The sequence below is a fragment of the Thauera sp. genome (assembly GCF_034003485.1).
GTDB lineage: Bacteria > Pseudomonadota > Gammaproteobacteria > Burkholderiales > Rhodocyclaceae > Thauera.
The window spans coordinates 35450-54504 of the sequence record NZ_JAVEYL010000020.1; the positions used below are offsets into that span (position 1 = coordinate 35450).

The 19055-nt window shown below is 66.4% G+C and carries 16 protein-coding genes and 2 tRNA genes; 9 read left to right on the forward strand and 9 right to left on the reverse strand.

Going from position 1 to position 19055, the window contains the following annotated elements:
* Window positions 1-82 precede the first annotated feature (82 nt).
* On the forward strand, window positions 83-2572 hold the full coding sequence (locus tag RBT54_RS12420) for a PAS domain S-box protein (RefSeq protein WP_320367386.1): 2490 nt from the start codon (window positions 83-85) through the stop codon (window positions 2570-2572).
* Here the strand turns inward: RBT54_RS12420 and RBT54_RS12425 are convergent.
* The 3 genes from RBT54_RS12425 to RBT54_RS12435 all read right to left on the reverse strand — a co-directional run bounded on the left by RBT54_RS12425 (window position 2550) and on the right by RBT54_RS12435 (window position 5417).
* A complete protein-coding gene (locus tag RBT54_RS12425) occupies window positions 2550-3791 on the reverse strand; it encodes an MFS transporter (protein WP_320367387.1) in 1242 nt (413 codons plus the stop codon). The genes RBT54_RS12420 and RBT54_RS12425 overlap by 23 nt on opposite strands.
* Before the next feature lie 239 nt (window positions 3792-4030).
* Window positions 4031-4663, reverse strand: coding sequence for a DUF2238 domain-containing protein (locus tag RBT54_RS12430; RefSeq protein ID WP_320367388.1), 633 nt, complete (start codon window positions 4661-4663; stop codon window positions 4031-4033).
* A 115-nt stretch (window positions 4664-4778) separates the two neighbouring features.
* Window positions 4779-5417: a hypothetical protein gene (locus RBT54_RS12435; protein WP_320367389.1), complete on the reverse strand. Its 639-nt coding sequence runs from the start codon at window positions 5415-5417 to the stop codon at window positions 4779-4781.
* 254 nt (window positions 5418-5671) lie between these two features.
* On the opposite strand from RBT54_RS12435, the gene RBT54_RS12440 reads away from it, so the two are divergent.
* Together RBT54_RS12440 and RBT54_RS12445 are read left to right on the forward strand one after the other, a co-directional pair.
* A complete protein-coding gene (locus RBT54_RS12440) occupies window positions 5672-6907 on the forward strand; it encodes a vanadium-dependent haloperoxidase (protein WP_320367390.1) in 1236 nt (411 codons plus the stop codon).
* Window positions 6908-6927: 20 nt separating this feature from the next.
* On the forward strand, window positions 6928-7278 hold the full coding sequence (locus RBT54_RS12445) for a nuclear transport factor 2 family protein (RefSeq protein ID WP_320367391.1): 351 nt from the start codon (window positions 6928-6930) through the stop codon (window positions 7276-7278).
* Between the two features lie 70 nt (window positions 7279-7348).
* On the opposite strand, the gene RBT54_RS12450 is transcribed toward RBT54_RS12445, so the two are convergent.
* The 3 genes from RBT54_RS12450 to RBT54_RS12460 all read right to left on the reverse strand — a co-directional run bounded on the left by RBT54_RS12450 (window position 7349) and on the right by RBT54_RS12460 (window position 8867).
* A tRNA-Asn gene (locus tag RBT54_RS12450) sits at window positions 7349-7424 on the reverse strand.
* A gap of 64 nt (window positions 7425-7488) precedes the next feature.
* A tRNA-Asn gene (locus RBT54_RS12455) sits at window positions 7489-7564 on the reverse strand.
* Window positions 7565-7658: 94 nt separating this feature from the next.
* Window positions 7659-8867: an amino acid aminotransferase gene (locus RBT54_RS12460; RefSeq protein ID WP_320367392.1), complete on the reverse strand. Its 1209-nt coding sequence runs from the start codon at window positions 8865-8867 to the stop codon at window positions 7659-7661.
* A gap of 151 nt (window positions 8868-9018) precedes the next feature.
* On the opposite strand from RBT54_RS12460, the gene uvrB reads away from it, so the two are divergent.
* On the forward strand, window positions 9019-11115 hold the full coding sequence (gene uvrB, locus RBT54_RS12465; protein ID WP_320367393.1) for an excinuclease ABC subunit UvrB: 2097 nt from the start codon (window positions 9019-9021) through the stop codon (window positions 11113-11115).
* 26 nt (window positions 11116-11141) lie between these two features.
* Entirely contained in the window at window positions 11142-11615 is a 474-nt protein-coding gene (locus RBT54_RS12470) for a low molecular weight protein-tyrosine-phosphatase (protein ID WP_320367394.1), read from the forward strand.
* A 140-nt stretch (window positions 11616-11755) separates the two neighbouring features.
* Here RBT54_RS12470 and RBT54_RS12475 read toward each other — a convergent pair whose 3' ends face one another.
* On the reverse strand, window positions 11756-14875 hold the full coding sequence (locus RBT54_RS12475; RefSeq protein WP_320367395.1) for an Rne/Rng family ribonuclease: 3120 nt from the start codon (window positions 14873-14875) through the stop codon (window positions 11756-11758).
* Window positions 14876-15321: 446 nt separating this feature from the next.
* On the opposite strand from RBT54_RS12475, the gene RBT54_RS12480 reads away from it, so the two are divergent.
* A complete protein-coding gene (locus tag RBT54_RS12480) occupies window positions 15322-16281 on the forward strand; it encodes an RluA family pseudouridine synthase (RefSeq protein ID WP_320367396.1) in 960 nt (319 codons plus the stop codon).
* The gene (locus RBT54_RS12485; protein WP_320367397.1) at window positions 16274-16930 is read left to right on the forward strand and encodes an HAD-IA family hydrolase; all 657 of its coding nucleotides are present in this window, start codon (window positions 16274-16276) and stop codon (window positions 16928-16930) included. The genes RBT54_RS12480 and RBT54_RS12485 overlap by 8 nt, the downstream gene beginning before the upstream one ends.
* Before the next feature lie 8 nt (window positions 16931-16938).
* On the opposite strand, the gene RBT54_RS12490 is transcribed toward RBT54_RS12485, so the two are convergent.
* On the reverse strand, window positions 16939-17685 hold the full coding sequence (locus tag RBT54_RS12490; protein ID WP_320367398.1) for an SAM-dependent methyltransferase: 747 nt from the start codon (window positions 17683-17685) through the stop codon (window positions 16939-16941).
* Window positions 17682-18257 (reverse strand): Maf family protein, encoded by a 576-nt coding sequence (locus tag RBT54_RS12495; RefSeq protein WP_320367399.1) that lies wholly within the window; start codon window positions 18255-18257, stop codon window positions 17682-17684. Before RBT54_RS12495 ends, RBT54_RS12490 begins: the two co-directional genes overlap by 4 nt.
* Before the next feature lie 47 nt (window positions 18258-18304).
* Here RBT54_RS12495 and RBT54_RS12500 point away from each other — a divergent pair, with 47 nt between their 5' ends.
* Both RBT54_RS12500 and rpmF read left to right on the forward strand, forming a co-directional pair.
* Window positions 18305-18829 (forward strand): YceD family protein, encoded by a 525-nt coding sequence (locus RBT54_RS12500; RefSeq protein ID WP_320367400.1) that lies wholly within the window; start codon window positions 18305-18307, stop codon window positions 18827-18829.
* Window positions 18830-18858: 29 nt separating this feature from the next.
* The gene (gene rpmF, locus RBT54_RS12505; RefSeq protein WP_320367401.1) at window positions 18859-19038 is read left to right on the forward strand and encodes a 50S ribosomal protein L32; all 180 of its coding nucleotides are present in this window, start codon (window positions 18859-18861) and stop codon (window positions 19036-19038) included.
* The last annotated feature ends 17 nt before the right edge of the window (window positions 19039-19055 follow it).

The window sequence follows — 19055 nt, forward strand, 5'->3', positions numbered from 1 at the left end:
CCATCTGACGGGGCACGCCATGAAGCACAAGGACAGACGCGGCTCATCCTTCCGCACGCGACACAAGCGACAGGCACGGCTCATGCCGCGCGCCACGGATGCGATCGACAGCGCTGATGCGGCAGCCGGCCGCCTGCTGCAGGCCGAGCGCTCATTGCGGGCTTCCGAACTGCGCCTGCGCCAGGTCCTCGACGAAAGCAAGGCGGTCGTGTTCTGGAAGGATCTCGACGGTCGTTACCTGTTCGTGAATCGGGAGTTCTGCCGCCTGGTGGGGAAGCTGCCCGATCAGGTGATCGGCCGCTCCGACGTGGACGTGATGCCCGGCGAGGTGGCCGCCCGCCTGCGCGCCAACGACGGGCAGGTGGTGCAGTCGAAGCAGACCATCACCTTCGAGGAGCAGGTGGTGTTCGGCGGCCGGCTGCGTACCTACCTGGTGGACAAGTTTCCGCTGCTCGATGCATCCGGCTCACCCTATGCGGTGTGCGGCATCGCCACCGACATCACCATCCGCAAGCGCGTGGAGGAGGCGCTCCAGGGCGCCTCGCTCGCGGTCTCCGGTGCCGGCGGCGGCAGCATCTTTCAGGCCCTGGCGCGTTATCTGGCGACGATCATCGGCAGCGACTGGATCTTCATCGCGGTGCGTGACTCGGAGCGCTCGCACTGCATGCGCGTTCTCGCGCTGTGGCGTGATGGTGAGCTCGCCGAGAACTTCGACTACGACCTGCGCGGCACGCCCTGCGCGACGGTGATCGGTCAACAGTTCCGCATCTACCCGCAGGACCTGCGGCAGGTCTTCCCGCTCGACACGGATTTTGCCCGGCTGGGCATGGAGAGCTATGCCGGCTATCCGCTCGCCGATACCCGCGGCGAGCCGCTCGGCCTGATCGCCGCGGTGTCGCGACGGCCGATAGCCGACCCCGGCTTCGTCGAGTCGGTGATGAAGATCTTCGCCGTGCGCGCGGCCGCGGAGCTCGAGCGCGACCGCATGGACGGCGCGCTGCGCGCGTCGGAGGCTTGCTACCGCGCCACCGTGGAGGCGGCGCTGGACTGCATCATCACGATGGATGAGGACGGCCTGATCCGCGGTTTCAATCCTGCCGCCGAGGCTTGCTTCGGCCATCGCAGCGCGGCAGTGATCGGCCGCAGCCTGGCCGAAACCCTGATCCCGGCGCGTTTTCGTGATGCTCACCAGGCGGGCATGGGGCGTCTTCTCGCCACTGGCGAAGGGCACTTCATCGGTCGCCGGGTAGAGGTCGTGGCCGCGCGCGCCGACGGTAGCGAGTTCCCCGCCGAACTGGCGATCGCGGTCGCCGAAGGCAGCGAAGGGCGCCTGTTCGTGGGCTATCTGCGCGACATCACGGCGGCCAAGCGTGCCGCCGAGGAGAGCGCCCGACTCGAGGCGCAACTGCGCCAGGCGCAGAAGATGGAGGCGATCGGCCATCTGGCAGGCGGCATTGCCCACGACTTCAACAACATCCTGACCAGCATCAATGGTTACCTCGCGTTGGCCGAGGACCGACAGGCCGAACTCGGCGATGTCCGCCTCGGCCGCTATCTGGAGCAGGCCCGCCTGTCGGCTGGGCGTGCGCGCGACCTGATCCGCCAGTTGCTGACTTTCAGCCGCGGACAGCGCGGCATGCCGCGCCCGCTTGCGTTGCAGCCACTGGTCGAGGAGCTCGCGCATTTTCTCGCCCCGATGTTGCCGACGACCGTGGAATTCGGGGTGGCACGGCCCGCAATCGAGGCCTGCGTGATGGCGGACCCGGTGCAGCTCGAACAGGTGCTGATGAACCTGTGCATCAACTCGCGTGATGCGGTGGAGGGGCAGGGGCGTATCCGCATCGGCATCGAAGCGGCGCCGCCCGGTTTGGCCGTGTGCGCGTCCTGCCGCGACTCGGTGGACACCAAAGACCACGTGGCGCTGGTGGTCGCGGACGATGGGGCGGGGATTGCGCCGGATACGCTTGAGCGCATGTTCGAGCCCTTCTTCAGCACCAAGCCGGTGGGCAAGGGCAGTGGCATGGGCCTGGCCACGGTGCACGGCATCGTTCACGAACATGGAGGACACATCCTGATCGACACCGCGCCCGGATGCGGGACCTGCTTTCGCGTGCTGCTGCCGATACTTCCCTGGGCGGCGGCGCAGCTTGAGGGCCGCGAAACTGCGGCTCCAACACGCGCGCCGACGCGGCTCAAGGGGCGTGTGCTGCTCGCCGACGACGAGGACATGGTGCGCGCCTTCCTGCGTGAGCTGCTCGAGGGCTGGGGGCTTACGGTCGTGGCAGCGGCTGACGGCCGGGAAGGGTGGGCATTGTTCGCCGCTGATCCGGCCGGCTTCGATGTCGTGCTCACCGACCTGACCATGCCGCACCTGACCGGGCTGGAGCTGGCCGGCGAGATCCGGCGCCAGTCGCCGGCCACGCCGGTGCTGCTGTTCTCCGGCTATGCGGACGGCGTCGGGGAGGAGGTGCTACGCGCCGCCGGCGTGGGCGTCATGTTGCCCAAGCCGGTCGAGCCGTCAAGCCTGTACGCTGCGCTGACGCAGGCCCTCAGCCCGCGCCAGCCGGGCTGAGGGTGGCCTCGGGGGTGGACGGTGGAGTGGCCCGTGCCGCCGGCCGTTCGACCAGCGGCAGGTGGATCGCCACTGCGAGCAGCGCGAGGACGATATCGGCGTGCCACATCCAGTCGTAGCTGCCGGTGTGGATCAGAACGATGCCGCCCAGCCAAACCCCGAGGAAGGCGCCGATCTGATGCACGAGCATCACCACGCCGACCATTGTCGCCATGTGGCGCAGGCCGAACAGCTTGCCGATCAGGCCGACTGTTGGTGGCAGCGTGGCCATGTAGGTGAAGCCCATCCAGGCGGCGAAGCCGAGCATCACCCATTCGGTTTTCGGCAGCGCCACGAAGGCGGCGACACCGAGCGCCCGCAGCGCATACAGCAGCATCAGCGCGCGCCGCATCGATCCGCGACGGATGGCGGCGCCGGCGATCAGGCTGCCGATGATGTTGCACAACCCGACGACGGCGATCCACCACCCCGCCAGGCCCGCCGGCAGACCGCAGTCGGCGATCACGCCGGGCATGTGGGAGATCAGGAAGGAGACGTGGAAGCCGCAAACGAAGAAGCCGCCGGTGACGAGCCAGAACGCAGGGCTGGTCAGCGCATCGCGTACCGGGACCGAGGTGCGGTCCTCGGCGGCCGCGGCCGGACCGCGTGCCGGGGTCCTGAACATCAGCGCGAGCGGCAGTGCAAGCAGGGCGAGCGCGGCGAGGCCCAGCATCGCCGACTCCCAGCCGGCGGCCGTGATCATGCCCTGGCTCGTCGGTCCGAGCACCAACTGCCCGGCCGAGCCACCGGCGCTGACGATTCCCAGCGCGAGGCCGCGCCGTTCTGGATCCACCCGCCGGCTGACCTCGCCGAGAAGCAAGCCGTTGCTACCCGCAGCGGCGCCGGCGAAGGCAAGCAGCGCCAGGGCGAGCACCAACTCCGCGGCGCTGCCGACAAAGGGCAGCAGCGCACTGCCGGTGGCCAGGCCGAGTCCCCCCGTGGCGATGACGCGGGCGCTACCGTGACGGTCGGCGACGAGGCCGACGAAGGGCTGGGCAAGGCCCCACAGCAACTGGTTCAAGGCCACCGCGAAGCTGATGGTGACCAGACCCAGTCCGGTTGCGGCATTGAGCGGCGCGACGAAGAGGCCGAAGGACGAGCGCGAGCCCATCGTGATCGCCATCAGCACCGCCGCGGCAAGGGAGATGGCAAGGGTCGGAAGTTGACGGGGGGTGTTCATGGCTGGCTCCGTGGGGGCGGGATCACGGAGCCAATCCTGGGAGGGGCGGGTATTCGCCGAATTTCGCAATGGCACGCGAATGTTGCGGCTTTGTATCGCGGCCGTCCGCGCACACGGGCTTGCACGTTTCGGCGTGCCCTCCGTGCGCGAACGTTGCAGCGATGCGCCTGGATGCTTCAAGGAGACGCGGTGAGGCGCCCGCGCGGAACCATCCGGCGGCGCCCGCGCGGGCATCGGCGTTACGCGCTCAGGTTCCTGTCATTGGCCTTCGCATGTGGCAGACGCGCAAGCTGGCGGTCGTGCAGGCCGGCGAGCAGCCACTGCGCGAGGATCGCACCCATGAGCGCCATCAGCATGTCGGCCTGCGCGTCCCAGACATCGCCCTGCATGCCGACGAACTCCACTGCGCCCCCCGCCCACAGCTCGGCCGCCGCCCATTCGACGAGTTCATAGAGCGCGCTGATCCCCAGGCAGCTCAGCGTGACGAGGAAGAACAGCCACTTTCCCGGACGCAGCGGCGAGGTGCGCAGCAGCAGCTCGCGGCCGAGGAGGGCGGGCGTCACGCCCTGGAAGAAATGGCCGAAGCGGTCGTACGGGTTGCGCGCCAGATCGAACCAGTCCTGCACCACGAAGCCGATCGGCACGCGCGCATAGGTGTAGGCGCCGCCGAGGATCAGGATCAGCGAGAAGAAGGCGATGAGGCCATAGGCGAGCGGGGTGAGCGGAAAGCGCCGCGCGCTGGCGACCAGGATCGGCACCGCGATCAGCACCGGCATCACCTCGGCCCACCACACGCCGCGGTCGTAAGGCGCGACGCCCGAGGCAGCGAGCGCGGCGAAGACGATAAGCAGCAGGGCAATGCGCATGTTCATGATCACGAAGCTTCGGAGATTGTCAGGAAGATCTGGGTGGGGGACTGGCGTCTGTGGAAAGTGGATCGCGTGAGGGAGCGGGGGCTCGCTGCACGCGATTGGCGCGCGAGACAACTCAGCGGATCACGCCTGCCTTTCTCATCGCGTCGACGGTCACCCTGGTCAGCGCTGAAACCCGTGCGAGCGCGTCGCCGTCGACCTGTGTGCGCGCGCCGCCCGACCACACCACCGTGCCGCGACCGAGGTCGGTCAGCGTGGTGCTCGAGGCCATCTCCTGCCGCGGGCTGGCACCGCCGCCGATCGGCAGCGAGACGCCGATGCCGCCGAAGCTGAAACCCCCGCCGCCACTGCCGCCGCCGATGCCGAACCCCACCTGCGGCCCGGGCTGGAACACCGAATAGCTGCCCACAGCGAGCTTCATCCGGATCGTCGCGTTCGCACCGGTGGCGCGTGCCGCGCGCTCGATCCGTTCGGCGTTGCCGACGGCGTCGCCCGGCACGCCACCCGGCGCGTAGCTCCTGACCACCGTGATCCCTTCTGTGCGCATGCGCTCCGCCCAGGCGTCCTCGCACAGCCGGCGCAGGCTGTCGTCGCCGGTCTCGCACGAGACGAACACGCGGGTGCCGGCGGCGAGGCCGTCATGGAAGCTCCTGTCGATCCACTGGCTGTCCATTCGCGCCGTGGAACATCCGCCAAGCATGGCAAGGCAGGCCAGGAGCGGTAGGGAAGGACTCTTGATCCAGCTGGGTTTCATGGATGCCTCCCGCGGCGGTTGATTGTCGCTCATGACTGCCGATTCTAGCGGGCTACGCCGGCGCGGGTGCGCCATCTTGCGTTGGCGTCCTGATCGAGCCGCGCCGGGTGCCGGGTCGCGCACGGGCGAGACTTCGTGAAGAGGACTGACGAGCAAAGCAGACGGATTCCGGGTCAAGCGGCAACGCCCGGGGCGACGCAGAATCCGCTTCAGCGTGTCGCGGCGCGTGGTCCATTCACTGTAAGGAGGTCAAAATGCTGCACAGATTCCAAACCCGTCTTGCCGGCACTGCTGTGGCGGCAGCGCTGTTCGTGGGCATCACATTCGATGTCCGGGCCGACGTGATTTCGGACTGGAACGCCCGCGCCGGCGAATTCATTGTCGAGGCCAAGCTTGGAACGCCGCCAGCGATTCGTGTGATGGCCCTCGCGCACACTGCGATGTACGAGGCCGTGAACGCCGTCACCGTGCGCGACCCGGCCAGGCACGTGGCGCTGCAAGCTGCGCCGGGCGCTGCGCTCGATGCGGCGGTCGCAGCGGCAAACCGCGTCATCCTGAAAAAGCTGATGCCGTCGCAGGAGACCTTGATCGAGGCTGCCTATCAGGCCGCGTTGGAGAAGATTGCCGACGGCAAGGAGAAGGCGGCGGGGATCGCTGCCGGAGAGCACGCTGCCGCTGCAGTACTGGCGCGTCGCGAGAAGGACCTGACAATCGCGCCCGCGGTCTATCGCCCGCACACCCGCGCAGGCGCCTACGTTCCCACCTCGGCACCGGCCGCATTGCCGTGGAGGGCACGCACGCCATGGCGGATGACGAGCCCGGCGCAGTTTCGTCCTGGCCCACCTCCGGCGCTCGACAGCGAGGCATGGACGCGCGACTACAATGAGGTCAGGGCCTTCGGCGCAAAGGTGAGCACCAGCCGCAGCGCTGAGCAGACCGAGGTCGCGCGCTTCTGGGAGCACTCGCTGCCATCGATCTACTATGGACTCGTGAATTCCGTGGCGCAGGCGCCGAATCGCGACGTGGCGCGGAATGCACGCCTGTTCGCGGCCGTGTCGCAGGCCATGGACGACGCGATGATCAGCGTGTTCGATGCCAAATACCACTTCAATTTCTGGCGGCCAGTCACGGCAATCCGCAACGGCGACCTGGACGACAACGACGCAACCGAGCGCGATGCGGCGTGGACGTCCTTCATCGAGTCGCCGCTGCATCCCGAATACCCGAGTGCCCACACCATCCTTGCCGCTGCGGTGGGCGCGGTACTGAAGGCCGAGATGGGTACCGGCCCGGCGCCCGCACTTGCGACGGTCAGCTCAACCGCGAAGGGTGTGGTTCGGCGCTGGACGAGCGTGGATGAAGTCGTGCGCGAAGTTGCAGACGCGCGAATCTTCGAGGGGATTCACTACCGCACGTCGACCGAAGTCGGCGCCGAGATGGGACGCCTGATCGGCGCCCTGGCCGCAACGGAGCTTGCGCATCCGCATTAACAGGAAATAGGGAGAGTGACATGAGATCAACGACAGCGGTGCTGGACAATCACCTGAAGTGTTTTGGCGAGGGCGATCTCGATGGGATTCTGTCCGACTATTCGCCAGATGCCGTGCTATTTACGGCTGATGGGCCGCTCAGAGGGCTGGAGGCGATCCGGTCCCTGTTCGCGGCGATGCTTGCGGAGTTCGGCAAACCAGGCGCCACTTTCAGGATGACGCAGCGCTTCGTGGACGGTGACTACGCCTACATCCTGTGGACGGCCGAGACCGCCGATAACGTCTATGAACTCGGGACGGACACGTTCTTCGTTCGGGAAGGCAAGATCGCGGTGCAGTCGTTTGCTGGCAAGCTCACGCCCAAGGCATGAGGAAAACTGGCGTTGGAGCAGAAAGCGAAAAAGCCAATCCGAAAGGATTGGCTTTTTCGCTTGGTGATGCTGGCTCCCCGACCTGGGCTCGAACCAGGGACCTACGGATTAACAGTCCGGCGCTCTACCGACTGAGCTATCGAGGAATTACCTTTTTGCAGCGCATGCTGCGACTTGCTGTTCCTTGGAGAAACACCAAGTCCTGAAACTTGGCTCCCCGACCTGGGCTCGAACCAGGGACCTACGGATTAACAGTCCGGCGCTCTACCGACTGAGCTATCGAGGAACAGAGACGCGCATTCTAGTTGGCGTTCGCGCTTGCGTCAAGGCAGAGACGGCATTTTTTGATGAGCGCCGCCCCGCCGCGACGAAGCAGGGCTTCAGGCCTTGACCACCTGCGCAATCGCCTTGGCGACGTAGCCGATGTTCTTGGAGTTGAGTGCGGCCAGGCAGATGCGGCCGGTGGACACGGCGTAGATGCCGAAGTCCGCCTTCAGCTTCTCGACCTGGTCAACGGTGAGGCCGGTGTAGGAGAACATGCCGCGCTGCTTGATCACGAAGGAGAAGTCCTGCGCGACGCCCGCGGCCTCGAGCTGCTCGACCAGGCTGGTGCGCATGGCACGGATGCGCTCGCGCATGCCGCCGAGTTCGTCTTCCCACATCTGGCGCAACTCGGGCGAGGACAGCACCGCGGCGACGATGGCGCCGCCGTGGATCGGCGGGTTGGAGTAGTTGGTGCGGATCACGCGCTTGACCTGCGACAGCACGCGGCCGGCTTCTTCCTTGCTGGCGGTGACGATCGACAGCGCGCCGACGCGCTCGCCATAGAGCGAGAAGCTCTTGGAGAACGAGCTCGACACGAAGAACTGCAGGCCGCTGGTCGAGAAGGCGCGCACGGCGACGGCGTCCGGCTCGATGCCGTCGGCGAAGCCCTGGTAGGCCATGTCGAGGAAGGGGATCAGGCCGCGCTCACGGCACACGGCGACCACGTCGTCCCACTGCGTGTCGGACAGGTCGGCGCCGGTGGGGTTGTGGCAGCAGGCGTGCAGCACGATGATGGAGCCGGGCTGCAGGCTGTCGAGCTTGGCCTTCATGCCGGCGAAGTTAACGCCACGGGTGGCGGCGTCGTAGTAGGGGTAGTTCTCGACCGGGAAGCCGGCGGATTCGAACAGCGCGCGGTGGTTCTCCCAGCTCGGGTCGGAAATGTAGACGGTGGCGCCGGGCAGCAGGCGCTTGAGGTAGTCGGCGCCGACCTTGAGTGCGCCGGTGCCGCCGAGGGCCTGGATGGTGACCGTCTGGCCGCTGGTGGCGAGCTGCGAGTCCTTGCCGAACAGCAGCGCCTGGACCGCGTTGTTGTAGGCGGCGGCGCCTTCGATCGGCTGGTAGCCGCGCGGCGGCATGGCTTCGAGGCGGGCCTTTTCTGCGGTGCGCACGGCGCCGAGCAGCGGGATCTTGCCGTTGTCGTCGTAGTAAACGCCGACGCCGAGGTTGACCTTCTCGGCACGGGTGTCGGCAGCGAAGGCCTCGTTCAGGCCAAGGATCGGGTCACGGGGCGCCATCTCGACGGCGGCGAAGATCGAAGCGGACATGAGGACTCCAGTTGTTTCAGTAAGGCAGCAGTGAATGCGCGCGGCGGGAACGGCGATGCGCCGTGCCTTGTCACGCGATTTGGGAAATAATCGGCGTTTTCGTCCGGCGTCGCCGTATGGCGATGCACCGGAATGGAGCAGGAATTTTAGCATGACGAGTCAAGGCAATAGCGCTGCAGGTGATGCGCCGCAACAAGGGGCCGAGAGTCCGAAGGTGCTGAGCTTCGAGGGCAGCCCCTTTCGGCTGCACCAGCCCTTTCCGCCCGCCGGCGATCAGCCCGAGGCGATCCGCCTGCTGTGCGAAGGGGTGGAAGACGGTCTGATGTACCAGACGCTCCTCGGCGTGACCGGCTCGGGCAAGACCTACACCATGGCCAACGTGATCGCCCGCATGGGCCGCCCGGCGCTGGTGCTGGCACCGAACAAGACGCTGGCGGCGCAGCTCTATGCCGAGTTCAAGGAGTTCCTCCCGGAGAACGCGATCGAGTACTTCGTCAGCTACTACGACTACTACCAGCCCGAGGCCTACGTGCCCTCGCGCGACCTCTTCATCGAAAAGGACTCGTCGATCAACGAGCACATCGAGCAGATGCGGCTGTCGGCGACCAAGAGCCTGATGGAGCGCCGCGATGTGGTGATCGTGGCCACGGTGTCGTGCATCTACGGCATCGGCGACCCGGTCGATTACCACGCCATGATCCTGCACCTGCGCGAGGGCGAGCGCATCGCGCATCGCGACCTCATCCAGCGCCTGGTGGCGATGCAGTACACCCGCGCCGACATCGACTTTCGCCGCGGCACCTTCCGCGTGCGCGGCGACGTCATCGACGTGTTCCCGGCAGAAAACGCCGAACTGGCCGTGCGCATCGAGATGTTCGACGACGAGATCGAGCACCTGACGCTGTTCGACCCGCTCACCGGGCATCTGAAGCACAGGCTGGCGCGCTTCACGGTCTACCCGTCCAGCCACTACGTGACCCCGCGCGCCACTGTGCTGCAGGCGATCGAGGCGATCAAGGAAGAGTTGAAGGAGCGCATCGCCACGTTCCAGCGTGAGGGCAAGCTTGTGGAGGCGCAGCGCATCGAGCAGCGCACTCGCTTCGACCTCGAGATGTTGAACGAGATGGGCTTCTGCAAGGGCATCGAGAACTACTCGCGCCACATGTCGGGGCGCGGGCCGGGCGAGCCGCCGCCGACGCTGATCGATTACCTGCCCGCAGACGGCCTGATGTTCATCGACGAGTCGCACGTCGCCATCGGCCAGGTCGGCGGCATGTACAAGGGCGACCGCTCGCGCAAGGAAAATCTCGTCGGCTACGGCTTTCGCCTGCCCTCGGCGCTGGACAACCGGCCGCTCAAGTTCGACGAGTTCGAGCGCCTGATGCCGCAGACCATCTTCGTCTCCGCCACCCCGGCGAAGTACGAGGAAGAGCACCAGGGCCAGGTGGTGGAGCAGGTGGTGCGCCCGACCGGCCTGATCGACCCGATGGTCGAGGTGCGCCCGGCGATGACGCAGGTGGACGATCTGCTCGGCGAGATCAAGAAGCGCCTGGCGGTAAACGAGCGCGTGCTGGTCACCGTGCTCACCAAGCGCATGGCCGAGGACCTCACCGACTACCTGGCCGACAACGGCATCCGCGTGCGCTACCTGCACTCGGACATCGACACGGTGGAACGGGTGGAGATCATCCGCGACCTGCGCCTGGGCGAGTTCGACGTGCTGGTCGGCATCAACCTGCTGCGCGAGGGCCTGGACATCCCCGAGGTGTCGCTGGTGACGATCCTGGATGCGGACAAGGAGGGCTTCCTGCGCTCGGCGCGTTCGCTGATCCAGACCATCGGCCGCGCCGCGCGCCATATCCACGGCACCGCCATCCTCTACGCCGACCGCATCACCGATTCGATGAAGGCCGCGATCGGCGAGACCGAGCGCCGCCGCAACAAGCAGATCGCTTTCAATGAGGCCAACGGCATCGTGCCGAAGTCGGTGACGAAACGGATCAAGGACATCATCGACGGGGTCTATGATTCGGATGGGGCCAAGCGCGATGCCGCGCGCGTGGCCGACAAGGGTAGCGACTACGCGGTGATGGACGAGAAGGCGCTCGCGCGGGCGATCAAGCGCCTCGAAAAGGAGATGCAGGAGCACGCCCGCAACCTGGAGTTCGAGAAGGCCGCTGCAGCACGCGACGAGCTGTTCAAGCTTCGCCAGCGCGCGTTTGGCGCAGACCAGCACGGCAGCGTTTGAACAACAAGAGACGAGGAGGGGAAGACATGACCAGAATCCTGTTCGTGTGCACAGGCAACATCTGCCGTTCGCCCACTGCGGAGGGCGTGGCGCGACACTTCATCGAGACCGGCGGACTGGGCGGGCGGGTCGAGGTGGATTCGGCCGGCACGCAGGGCTATCACGCGGGCGAGGCGCCCGATCCCCGTACCCAGAAGATCGCCAGGCAGCGTGGCTATGACCTTTCCAGCTTGCGCGCGCGAAAGCTGGAGTTGCGGGATTTTCAGGAGTTCGATCTGGTGCTGGGGATGGATCGTGGGCACCTGGAGGCGATGCGACGCCTGTGTCCGCCGGTTTATCACCCCCGGCTCGGCCTGTTCATGCAGTTCGACGGCTCGGGTCAGTTCGACGATGAGGTGCCCGACCCTTACTACGGCGGGCCACGCGGGTTCGATCTGGTGCTCGACATGTGCGAGCACGGGGTGCGCGGGTTGCTGGAGACGGTGTCCGCCCGGGTGTAGGTCTCGCGCGGGTGCGCTCCGAAACCCTTATCGCTGCGTTATCGAGTTTTGTCGGGTGAGCACCGTCGTCGCCATCATGAATCAACAAAAAGGCCACCCGTTCAGAGGTGGCCTTTTTGTTCAGGAGATGCAGGCGCGAATTACCTTTGTGTTTCCACCTGCTGCAGCGGCTCTTCCACGATCACTGCCGCGGTGCGCGGCTTACGGCCGAGGCGTGCCGGTGGTTCGACGGCGCCACTACCGAACTGCGCGATCTTGGAGGGATCGGTTTCGATCTTGATCAATCCGCCATCACCCTCCTGCGTGCGCAGCGTTACCGGCGCGCTCGGCGCCGGCTCGGATTCTGCCGCGGCTTCCGCTTCGGTGGGCGCAGCTTCCTGAGCAGGCTCGATCACAGGGGTTGCTTCGGCTGCCTGCCCGGTCGTCTCCGTAACGCCCTCGACTGCGGCGAGCGGTTCAGTCGCGCTGGGCATCGCCTCGACTTCGGCCTCGGCCTCCGCCTCGGTTACGACCTGTGTCGCCGCGAGCTCGATCGACTCGACGGTCGCCGGCACGGTCGCCGTCGCCGAGGGTTCTGCAGGCTCGACTGTGTCGGGCAGGGGGGGCTGCACAATCTCGGCCGCGTCGGGTTCTCCAGTGGCGGAATCAGGAGCGGTCTCGAACGCGACCGGGACAGGGGCGAGCGCTTCCTCGACGCGCTCGGCAGCGGTAGCCTCCAGCGCTTGCGCCGCAGACGCGACGACCGGCAACTCGGCTGCGGTCACGCTGGCTTGCGGCGCTGCCTCGGTTTGCCGGCTTCCAGCCGCAGGCGTTTCGAGCACCGCAGTCACCGTTGTTTCCTGCAGCGCTTCGGTTTCGGCGACTGCAAGGGCTGGCGCGGCAGTTTCAGCGGGCGACTGGGTGTTGCCCTCATCGCGCATGTCCTCGCTGATCTCGCCGGCTTCTGTGTCGAGCGCGCCTGCAGTCTGCGCTTCGCTTGAGCGACGGCCACGGCCGCGGCCGCGGCGGCGGCGCTTCTCGGTCGGTGCGCCGTCCTCGCCTGTGGTTTCACCGGCGGTGGCGGGTCCTGCCTCGGCGGCTTCAGCGTCGTCTGCAGCGACAGCGACTGCAGCGATCACGCCGGCCTTCAGCAGGTCTTCGTCGGTGGCAGCGCGCTCCTCGACCAGCTTCTCGGTACGCTCGCTGCCCTCTTCACCTCGATTGCCGCGCTGGTTGCGACCTCGACCACGTCCGCCTTCGGGACGTTCGCCCCGTTCCGGACGTTCGGCGCGCTCCGGGCGTTCGGCGCGTTCGGGACGGTCGGCGCGCTCAGTGCGCTCGGAGGCCGCACGCTGGGGCTTGTCGCCGCCTTCCGCGCGCTCGCCACGTTCGGCGCGTGCGCCGCGACCAGTCGACTGCGGCGTGTCGCCGTCACGGTCGCCACGCTCGCCACGGCGGCCGCGGTTCCCATTGCCGCGACGGCCTTCGCCGCTGCGCTCGCCGCGGGCGCGAGGCTCGCGCTTCGGCGCTTCCTCGACAACCGCGACGGGTGCCGGCTCGGCTTGGGGTTTGCTCGCGCCGAACCAGCTCATGATGCGGGCGAACAGGCCTTGCGGTGCCTGTGCAGCCGGTGCCGGAGTGAGTGCGGGCTCGGGCGCAGCCATCGGCGCGGGCTGCGCCGGGGCGATGCCCTTGACCGCGGCTTCCGGACGCGCCGGGCGCTCGTTGGCCTTGGACGGCAGGCGGGCGTCCTCCTCGTCGGGCCTCTGCACCATCTGGTAGCTCGCCAGGGCGATATCCTCGCTGTTGAGCTGGTCGTGGCGCAGGCGGATGATCTCGTGCGCCGGTGTCTCCAGGTGACGATTCGGCACGATGATGAGCTGCACCTTGTGGCGCATCTCGATGCGGGCGATGTCCACGCGCTTCTCGTTGAGCAGGAAGGTGGCGACGTCCACCGGCACCTGCAGGTGCACCGCGCCGGTGTTGTCCTTCATCGCCTCTTCTTCGAGGATGCGCACGATGTGCAGCGCCGACGATTCGGTGCTGCGGATGTGGCCGGTGCCGTTGCAGCGCGGGCAGGTGATGTAGCTGGTTTCGGCGAGCGCCGGGCGCAGGCGCTGGCGCGACAGCTCGAGCAGGCCGAAGCGGCTGATCTTGCCGGTCTGTACGCGGGCGCGATCGTGGCGCAGCGCGTCGCGCAGGCGGTTTTCGACCTCGCGCTGGTTCTTCGCTGCTTCCATGTCGATGAAGTCGATGACGATCAGACCACCGAGGTCGCGCAGGCGCAGCTGGCGGGCGATCTCGTCGGCCGCCTCGCAGTTGGTGCGGAAGGCGGTCTCCTCGATGTCCGAGCCCTTGGTGGCGCGGCCCGAGTTGACGTCGATCGACACCAGCGCTTCGGTGTGGTCGATCACCACGGCGCCGCCCGAAGGCAGGGTCACCTGGCGCGAGTAGGCCGACTCGATCTGATGTTCGATCTGGAAGCGCGAGAACAACGGCACGTCATCGCTGTAGCGCTTCACGCGGGCGACGTTGCCGGGCATCACGTGGGCCATGAACTGGCACGCCTGCTCGAAGATGTCGTCGGTGTCGATCAGGATCTCGCCGATGTCGGGCTGGAAGTAGTCGCGGATCGCGCGGATCACCAGGCTACCTTCCTGATAGATCAGGAAGGCGCCGGACTGGCTCTGGGCCGCACCTTCGATCGCGGTCCACAGTTGCATCAGGTAGTTGAGGTCCCACTGCAGCTCTTCGGCGCTGCGGCCGATCGCTGCGGTGCGTGCGATCAGGCTCACGCCCTGCGGCACGTCGAGCTGGTCCATCGCGTCGCGCAGCTCGGCACGCTCGTCACCCTCGACGCGGCGCGATACGCCACCGCCGCGCGGGTTGTTGGGCATCAGCACCAGGTAGCGGCCGGCGAGCGAGATGTAGGTGGTGAGCGCCGCACCCTTGTTGCCGCGCTCGTCCTTCTCGACCTGAACGATGATTTCCTGGCCTTCCCTGAGCGCTTCCTTGATGGAGGCCTTGCCGGCGTCGACGCCAGGCTGGAAGTAGGAACGCGAGATCTCCTTGAACGGCAGGAAGCCGTGACGGTCGGCGCCATAGTCGACAAAAGCCGCTTCGAGACTGGGCTCGATGCGGGTGATGACCGCCTTGTAGATATTGCTCTTGCGTTCTTCCTTGGCGGCCGATTCGATATCGAGGTCGATCAGTTTCTGACCGTCCACGATCGCGACGCGCAGTTCTTCGGCCTGCGTCGCATTGAAAAGCATGCGCTTCATTGGATCGTTCTCCCGCGAGAAGTCACACGGGCAGGACGAACGGCGCGCACCATCGCGCTTTCCGGGATCAGGAGCGATTGGGTAAGGCTGCTGCTTTCATCCGGTGGGTTGATCGGGCTGTGATGGGTCGGCTGGTCGAAATTCTCTTGCTCCCGCCCGCCGTGCCTCAGTGGCTGCTGGCCGGAGCATTTGATCCTGCGTGTGTGGCTTGCGCGTCAAAATCCAACCCGAAGGCTGGATGGGTATGTCGAAGGTGGTGTGTTGCGTTACCATCGGCGCCTTTTCGGCCTTGGATGGCGGGCAACGGTAAAGCCGGGAGCACTCTTCAGGGCTCTTCGCCAGCAGTCTGCGCGCGTCTTCCGGAGCAGGTGTTTCGACCTGACGGATATGTCGACGTGCCGCACTTGGCTGGCCGCAACCGGTTAAACCGCCCGTAAGTATATTTCATGACGATCATTGAAGGCAAAGCCATTGCGGTTCGGCACGAGCACATCGACGAAGCCTCGGCCGGGCAACGCATCGACAACTACCTCATGCGCATCGCCAAGGGCGTGCCCAAGAGCCATGTCTATCGCATCCTGCGCAGCGGCGAGGTGCGGGTCAATGGCGGGCGCGTGCAGCAGACCTATCGCCTGCAGGAGGGCGACGAGGTGCGCATTCCGCCGATCCGCGTCGCCGAGCCGACGCGTACGGCGCCTGCGCCGGTGGGCAACGCCTTGCCGGTCGTGTTCGAGGATGACGCGATCCTGGTGATCGAAAAGCCTTCGGGCAAGGCGGTGCATGGCGGTAGCGGCGTGAGCTACGGTGTGATCGAGCAGCTCCGTGCGCAGCGACCCGAGGCGCGCATGCTCGAGCTGGCGCACCGCCTGGATCGCGAGACCTCCGGCCTGCTGATCGTCGCCAAGAAGCGCTCGGCGCTCACCGCACTGCACGACATGATGCGCGAAGGTCGAATCGAGAAGCGGTACCTGACCCTGGTGCCGGGGCGCTGGTCCAATCCGCTGCAGCATGTGAAGGCGGCGCTTTACAAATACCTGACCGCGGAAGGGGAGCGCCGGGTGCGGGTGAGCGAGGAGGGCAAGGCCGCGCACAGCATCGTCCGGCTTGTGAAGCGCTGGGGCGATTACAGCCTGCTCGAGGTGGAGCTGAAGACCGGGCGCACGCATCAGATTCGCGTACACCTGACCCACCTGGGCTTTCCACTGTGCGGCGACGACAAGTACGGCGACTTCGCGCTCAACAAGCGGCTCGAGGCAGAGGGGCTAAAGCGCATGTTCCTGCATGCGGCGCAGTTGCGCTTCGCGCATCCGCTGACGGGCGAGGCGCTCGCGTTCGACTCGGCGCTGCCGCAAGACCTGCAATCCTTCATTGACCGGCTCGACGCCGGGGAGAAAAGACATGGCTGAGCGTTTCGATCTGATCGTTTTCGACTGGGACGGCACGCTGATGGATTCGGCGGGGGCGATCGTACGTGCGATGCAGGCCGCGACCCGCGACCTGGGCTTGGCCGAGATTCCCGAAGAGCGGGCGCGTTACGTCATCGGGCTTGGCCTGGGTGATGCGCTGCGTCACGCGGTGCCGGATCTCGACGAGGCGTCCTATCCGCGCATGGTCGAGCGTTACCGCCATCACTATCTGTCTTCGGATCACGAGCTCACGCTGTTCGACGGCGTGGCCGGGATGATCGATGCACTCGCGGCGCGTGGGCACATGCTCGCGGTGGCGACCGGCAAGAGCCGCATCGGACTCGACCGCGCGCTCGGTCATTCGGGACTGGGAGCGTATTTTCACGCCACGCGCTGCGCGGACGAGTGCTTCTCCAAACCGCACCCGGCGATGCTCGAAGAGCTGATGGACGAGCTCGGCGCCGTGCCCGAGCGCACCTTGATGATCGGCGACACCACGCACGATCTGCAGATGGCGAAGAATGCTCGCACGGCCGCACTGGCGGTGAGCTTCGGGGCGCATCCGGTCTCTGCGCTCGAGGCCGAATCTCCGCTCGCCTGTGTGCACGCACCGGGCGATTTGGCGCGCTGGTTGCTGGAAAACGCCTGAGCTCGGCGTCAGGCCAGCAGCAGGAACAGTGCGGGGCGTCTGGCCAGGGCTGGGCGTGCAGCCTTGCGCCAGTCGCGCACCATGAGGGTGAGCAGGGTTTCGTTTGCGGTGTTCAGATCGCAGGCGATGCACAGCCGGGTATCGGGCTTGAGCAGTTTGAGCAGGGCGTCGAGCATGCGCTCGTTGCGATAGGGCGTCTCGATGAAGATCTGCGTGCGCCCGAGCTTGCGCGACTCGTCCTCCAGAGAGCGCAGCGCCATGTCCCGTTCGCCTTCACTTACTGGCAGATAGCCGTGGAAGGTGAAGCTCTGACCATTGAGTCCCGAACCCATCAGTCCGAGCAGGATCGACGATGGCCCGACCAGCGGCGCGACGCGAATCCCGAGCGCATGTGCGCGCGCCACCAGGCGGGCGCCGGGGTCGGCTACCGCGGGGCAGCCGGCGTCGGACATCAGTCCGATGTCCTTGCCCGTGAGCGCAGGCGCGAGCAGGGTGTCGAGTGCGGCGTCGGGGCCGTCAGCCGGCAGTTCCTGGATGTCGGTTTCGCGCAGCGGGCGAGGGTAGTCGAGCTGCTTCAGATGCGCGCGGGCAGCGCGCGCGCTCTCGACCACGAAACAGTTCAGTCCTGCTGCGATCGCCTGCGCCTGGGTGGGCAGGAACGCTGACCACGGCGTGTCTTCCCCGAGCGCGACCGGAAGCAGGTAGAGCGTGCCTTGGGTGGCGCGCGGCACAGCAGGGGGTGTTGCTTCGTTCACGGCAGTTCCAGCCCTTCGGCGCGCAACATGCGCGACAGGGCGATCAGGGGCAGTCCGATCAGCGCCGTCGGGTCTTCGCCCGGCATGGCGTCGAGGAGGGTGATGCCCAGGCCTTCCGACTTCGCGCTACCTGCACAATCGAGAGGTTGCTCCTTGGCAACGTAACGGCGGATCTCATCGTCACTCAGGTTGCGGAAGCGCACCTGGGTGGGAATGCCCTCGACCTGGAGGTGGCCGGTGCGTGTGTTGAGCAGCGCGAGTGCGGTATGAAACACCACGGTTTGTCCCCGCATACGCTGAAGTTGCGCGATCGCGCGCGCCTCGGTGCCGGGCTTGCCGAAGACTTCGCTGCCCAGGTAGGCCACCTGGTCGCTACCGATGATCAGCGCATCCGGCCAGCGCGCCGCGACGGCGCGTGCCTTTTCCGCTGCCAGGCGCTCTGCAGTCGCTGCGGGGGCTTCCCCGGGCAGGGGTGTCTCTTCGGTTTCGGGTCGGTCGGTGTCGAACGGCACATGGAAGCGTTCGAGCAGCATCTTGCGATATGCAGAGGTTGAAGCAAGAACGAGTTTCATGATGTGGCTTTACATGTAGGTGAAAAAAATAATATCATGTTGGGCTTATGTCGCAACATGGCGTTCCTTTCAGAGTCATCCCGGACCCATTCCGGTTTGCCGCAGAGTCCCGCTCAGTCGAAGGGACGTTCGCTGCGGCAGATCTGCTGCGCCTGTCCGACGCGCTTGCGTCGGCGGACAGCGTACTTGAATGGCAGTTCGAAGGGTCCATGGTCGAGGGCGCGCAAGGCTTGGAGCCGCGTCTTCGTCTCCGGGTCGAGGGCGAACTCGATTTGCGTTGCCAGCGGTGCCTGGGCGGGCTGAAGTGGCCGCTCAGGGTTGATACGCTGCTGCAGCCCGTGCGGTCCGGGCAGGCAATTCCGGAAGAAGAACTGGAAGACGACGAGGTCGATGCCATCGAGATCGATGGCGAACTCGATGTCCTGGCATTGCTGGAAGACGAAATTCTTCTTGCGTTGCCGATCGCTCCGCGACACCAGGTTTGTGAGGCGCCCCGGCCGGAAGGCGGGACGTCCAAAGAATCGCCTTTCGCTGCGCTTGCGTCGCTGCGAGGCAGTCCCAGCGCGGAATAGGCGCGATATTCGTTTTAGGAGCTTTACTCATGGCCGTTCAACAGAACAAGAAGTCCCCCTCCAAGCGTGGCATGCACCGTGCGCACGACTTCCTCACCGGTCCGGCGCTGGCGGTCGAGCCGACCACGGGTGAAGTGCACCTGCGTCACCACATCAGCCCGAACGGTTTCTACCGTGGCAAGAAAGTGCTGAAGACCAAGGGCGAGTAATTCTGCAGCCCGAGAAG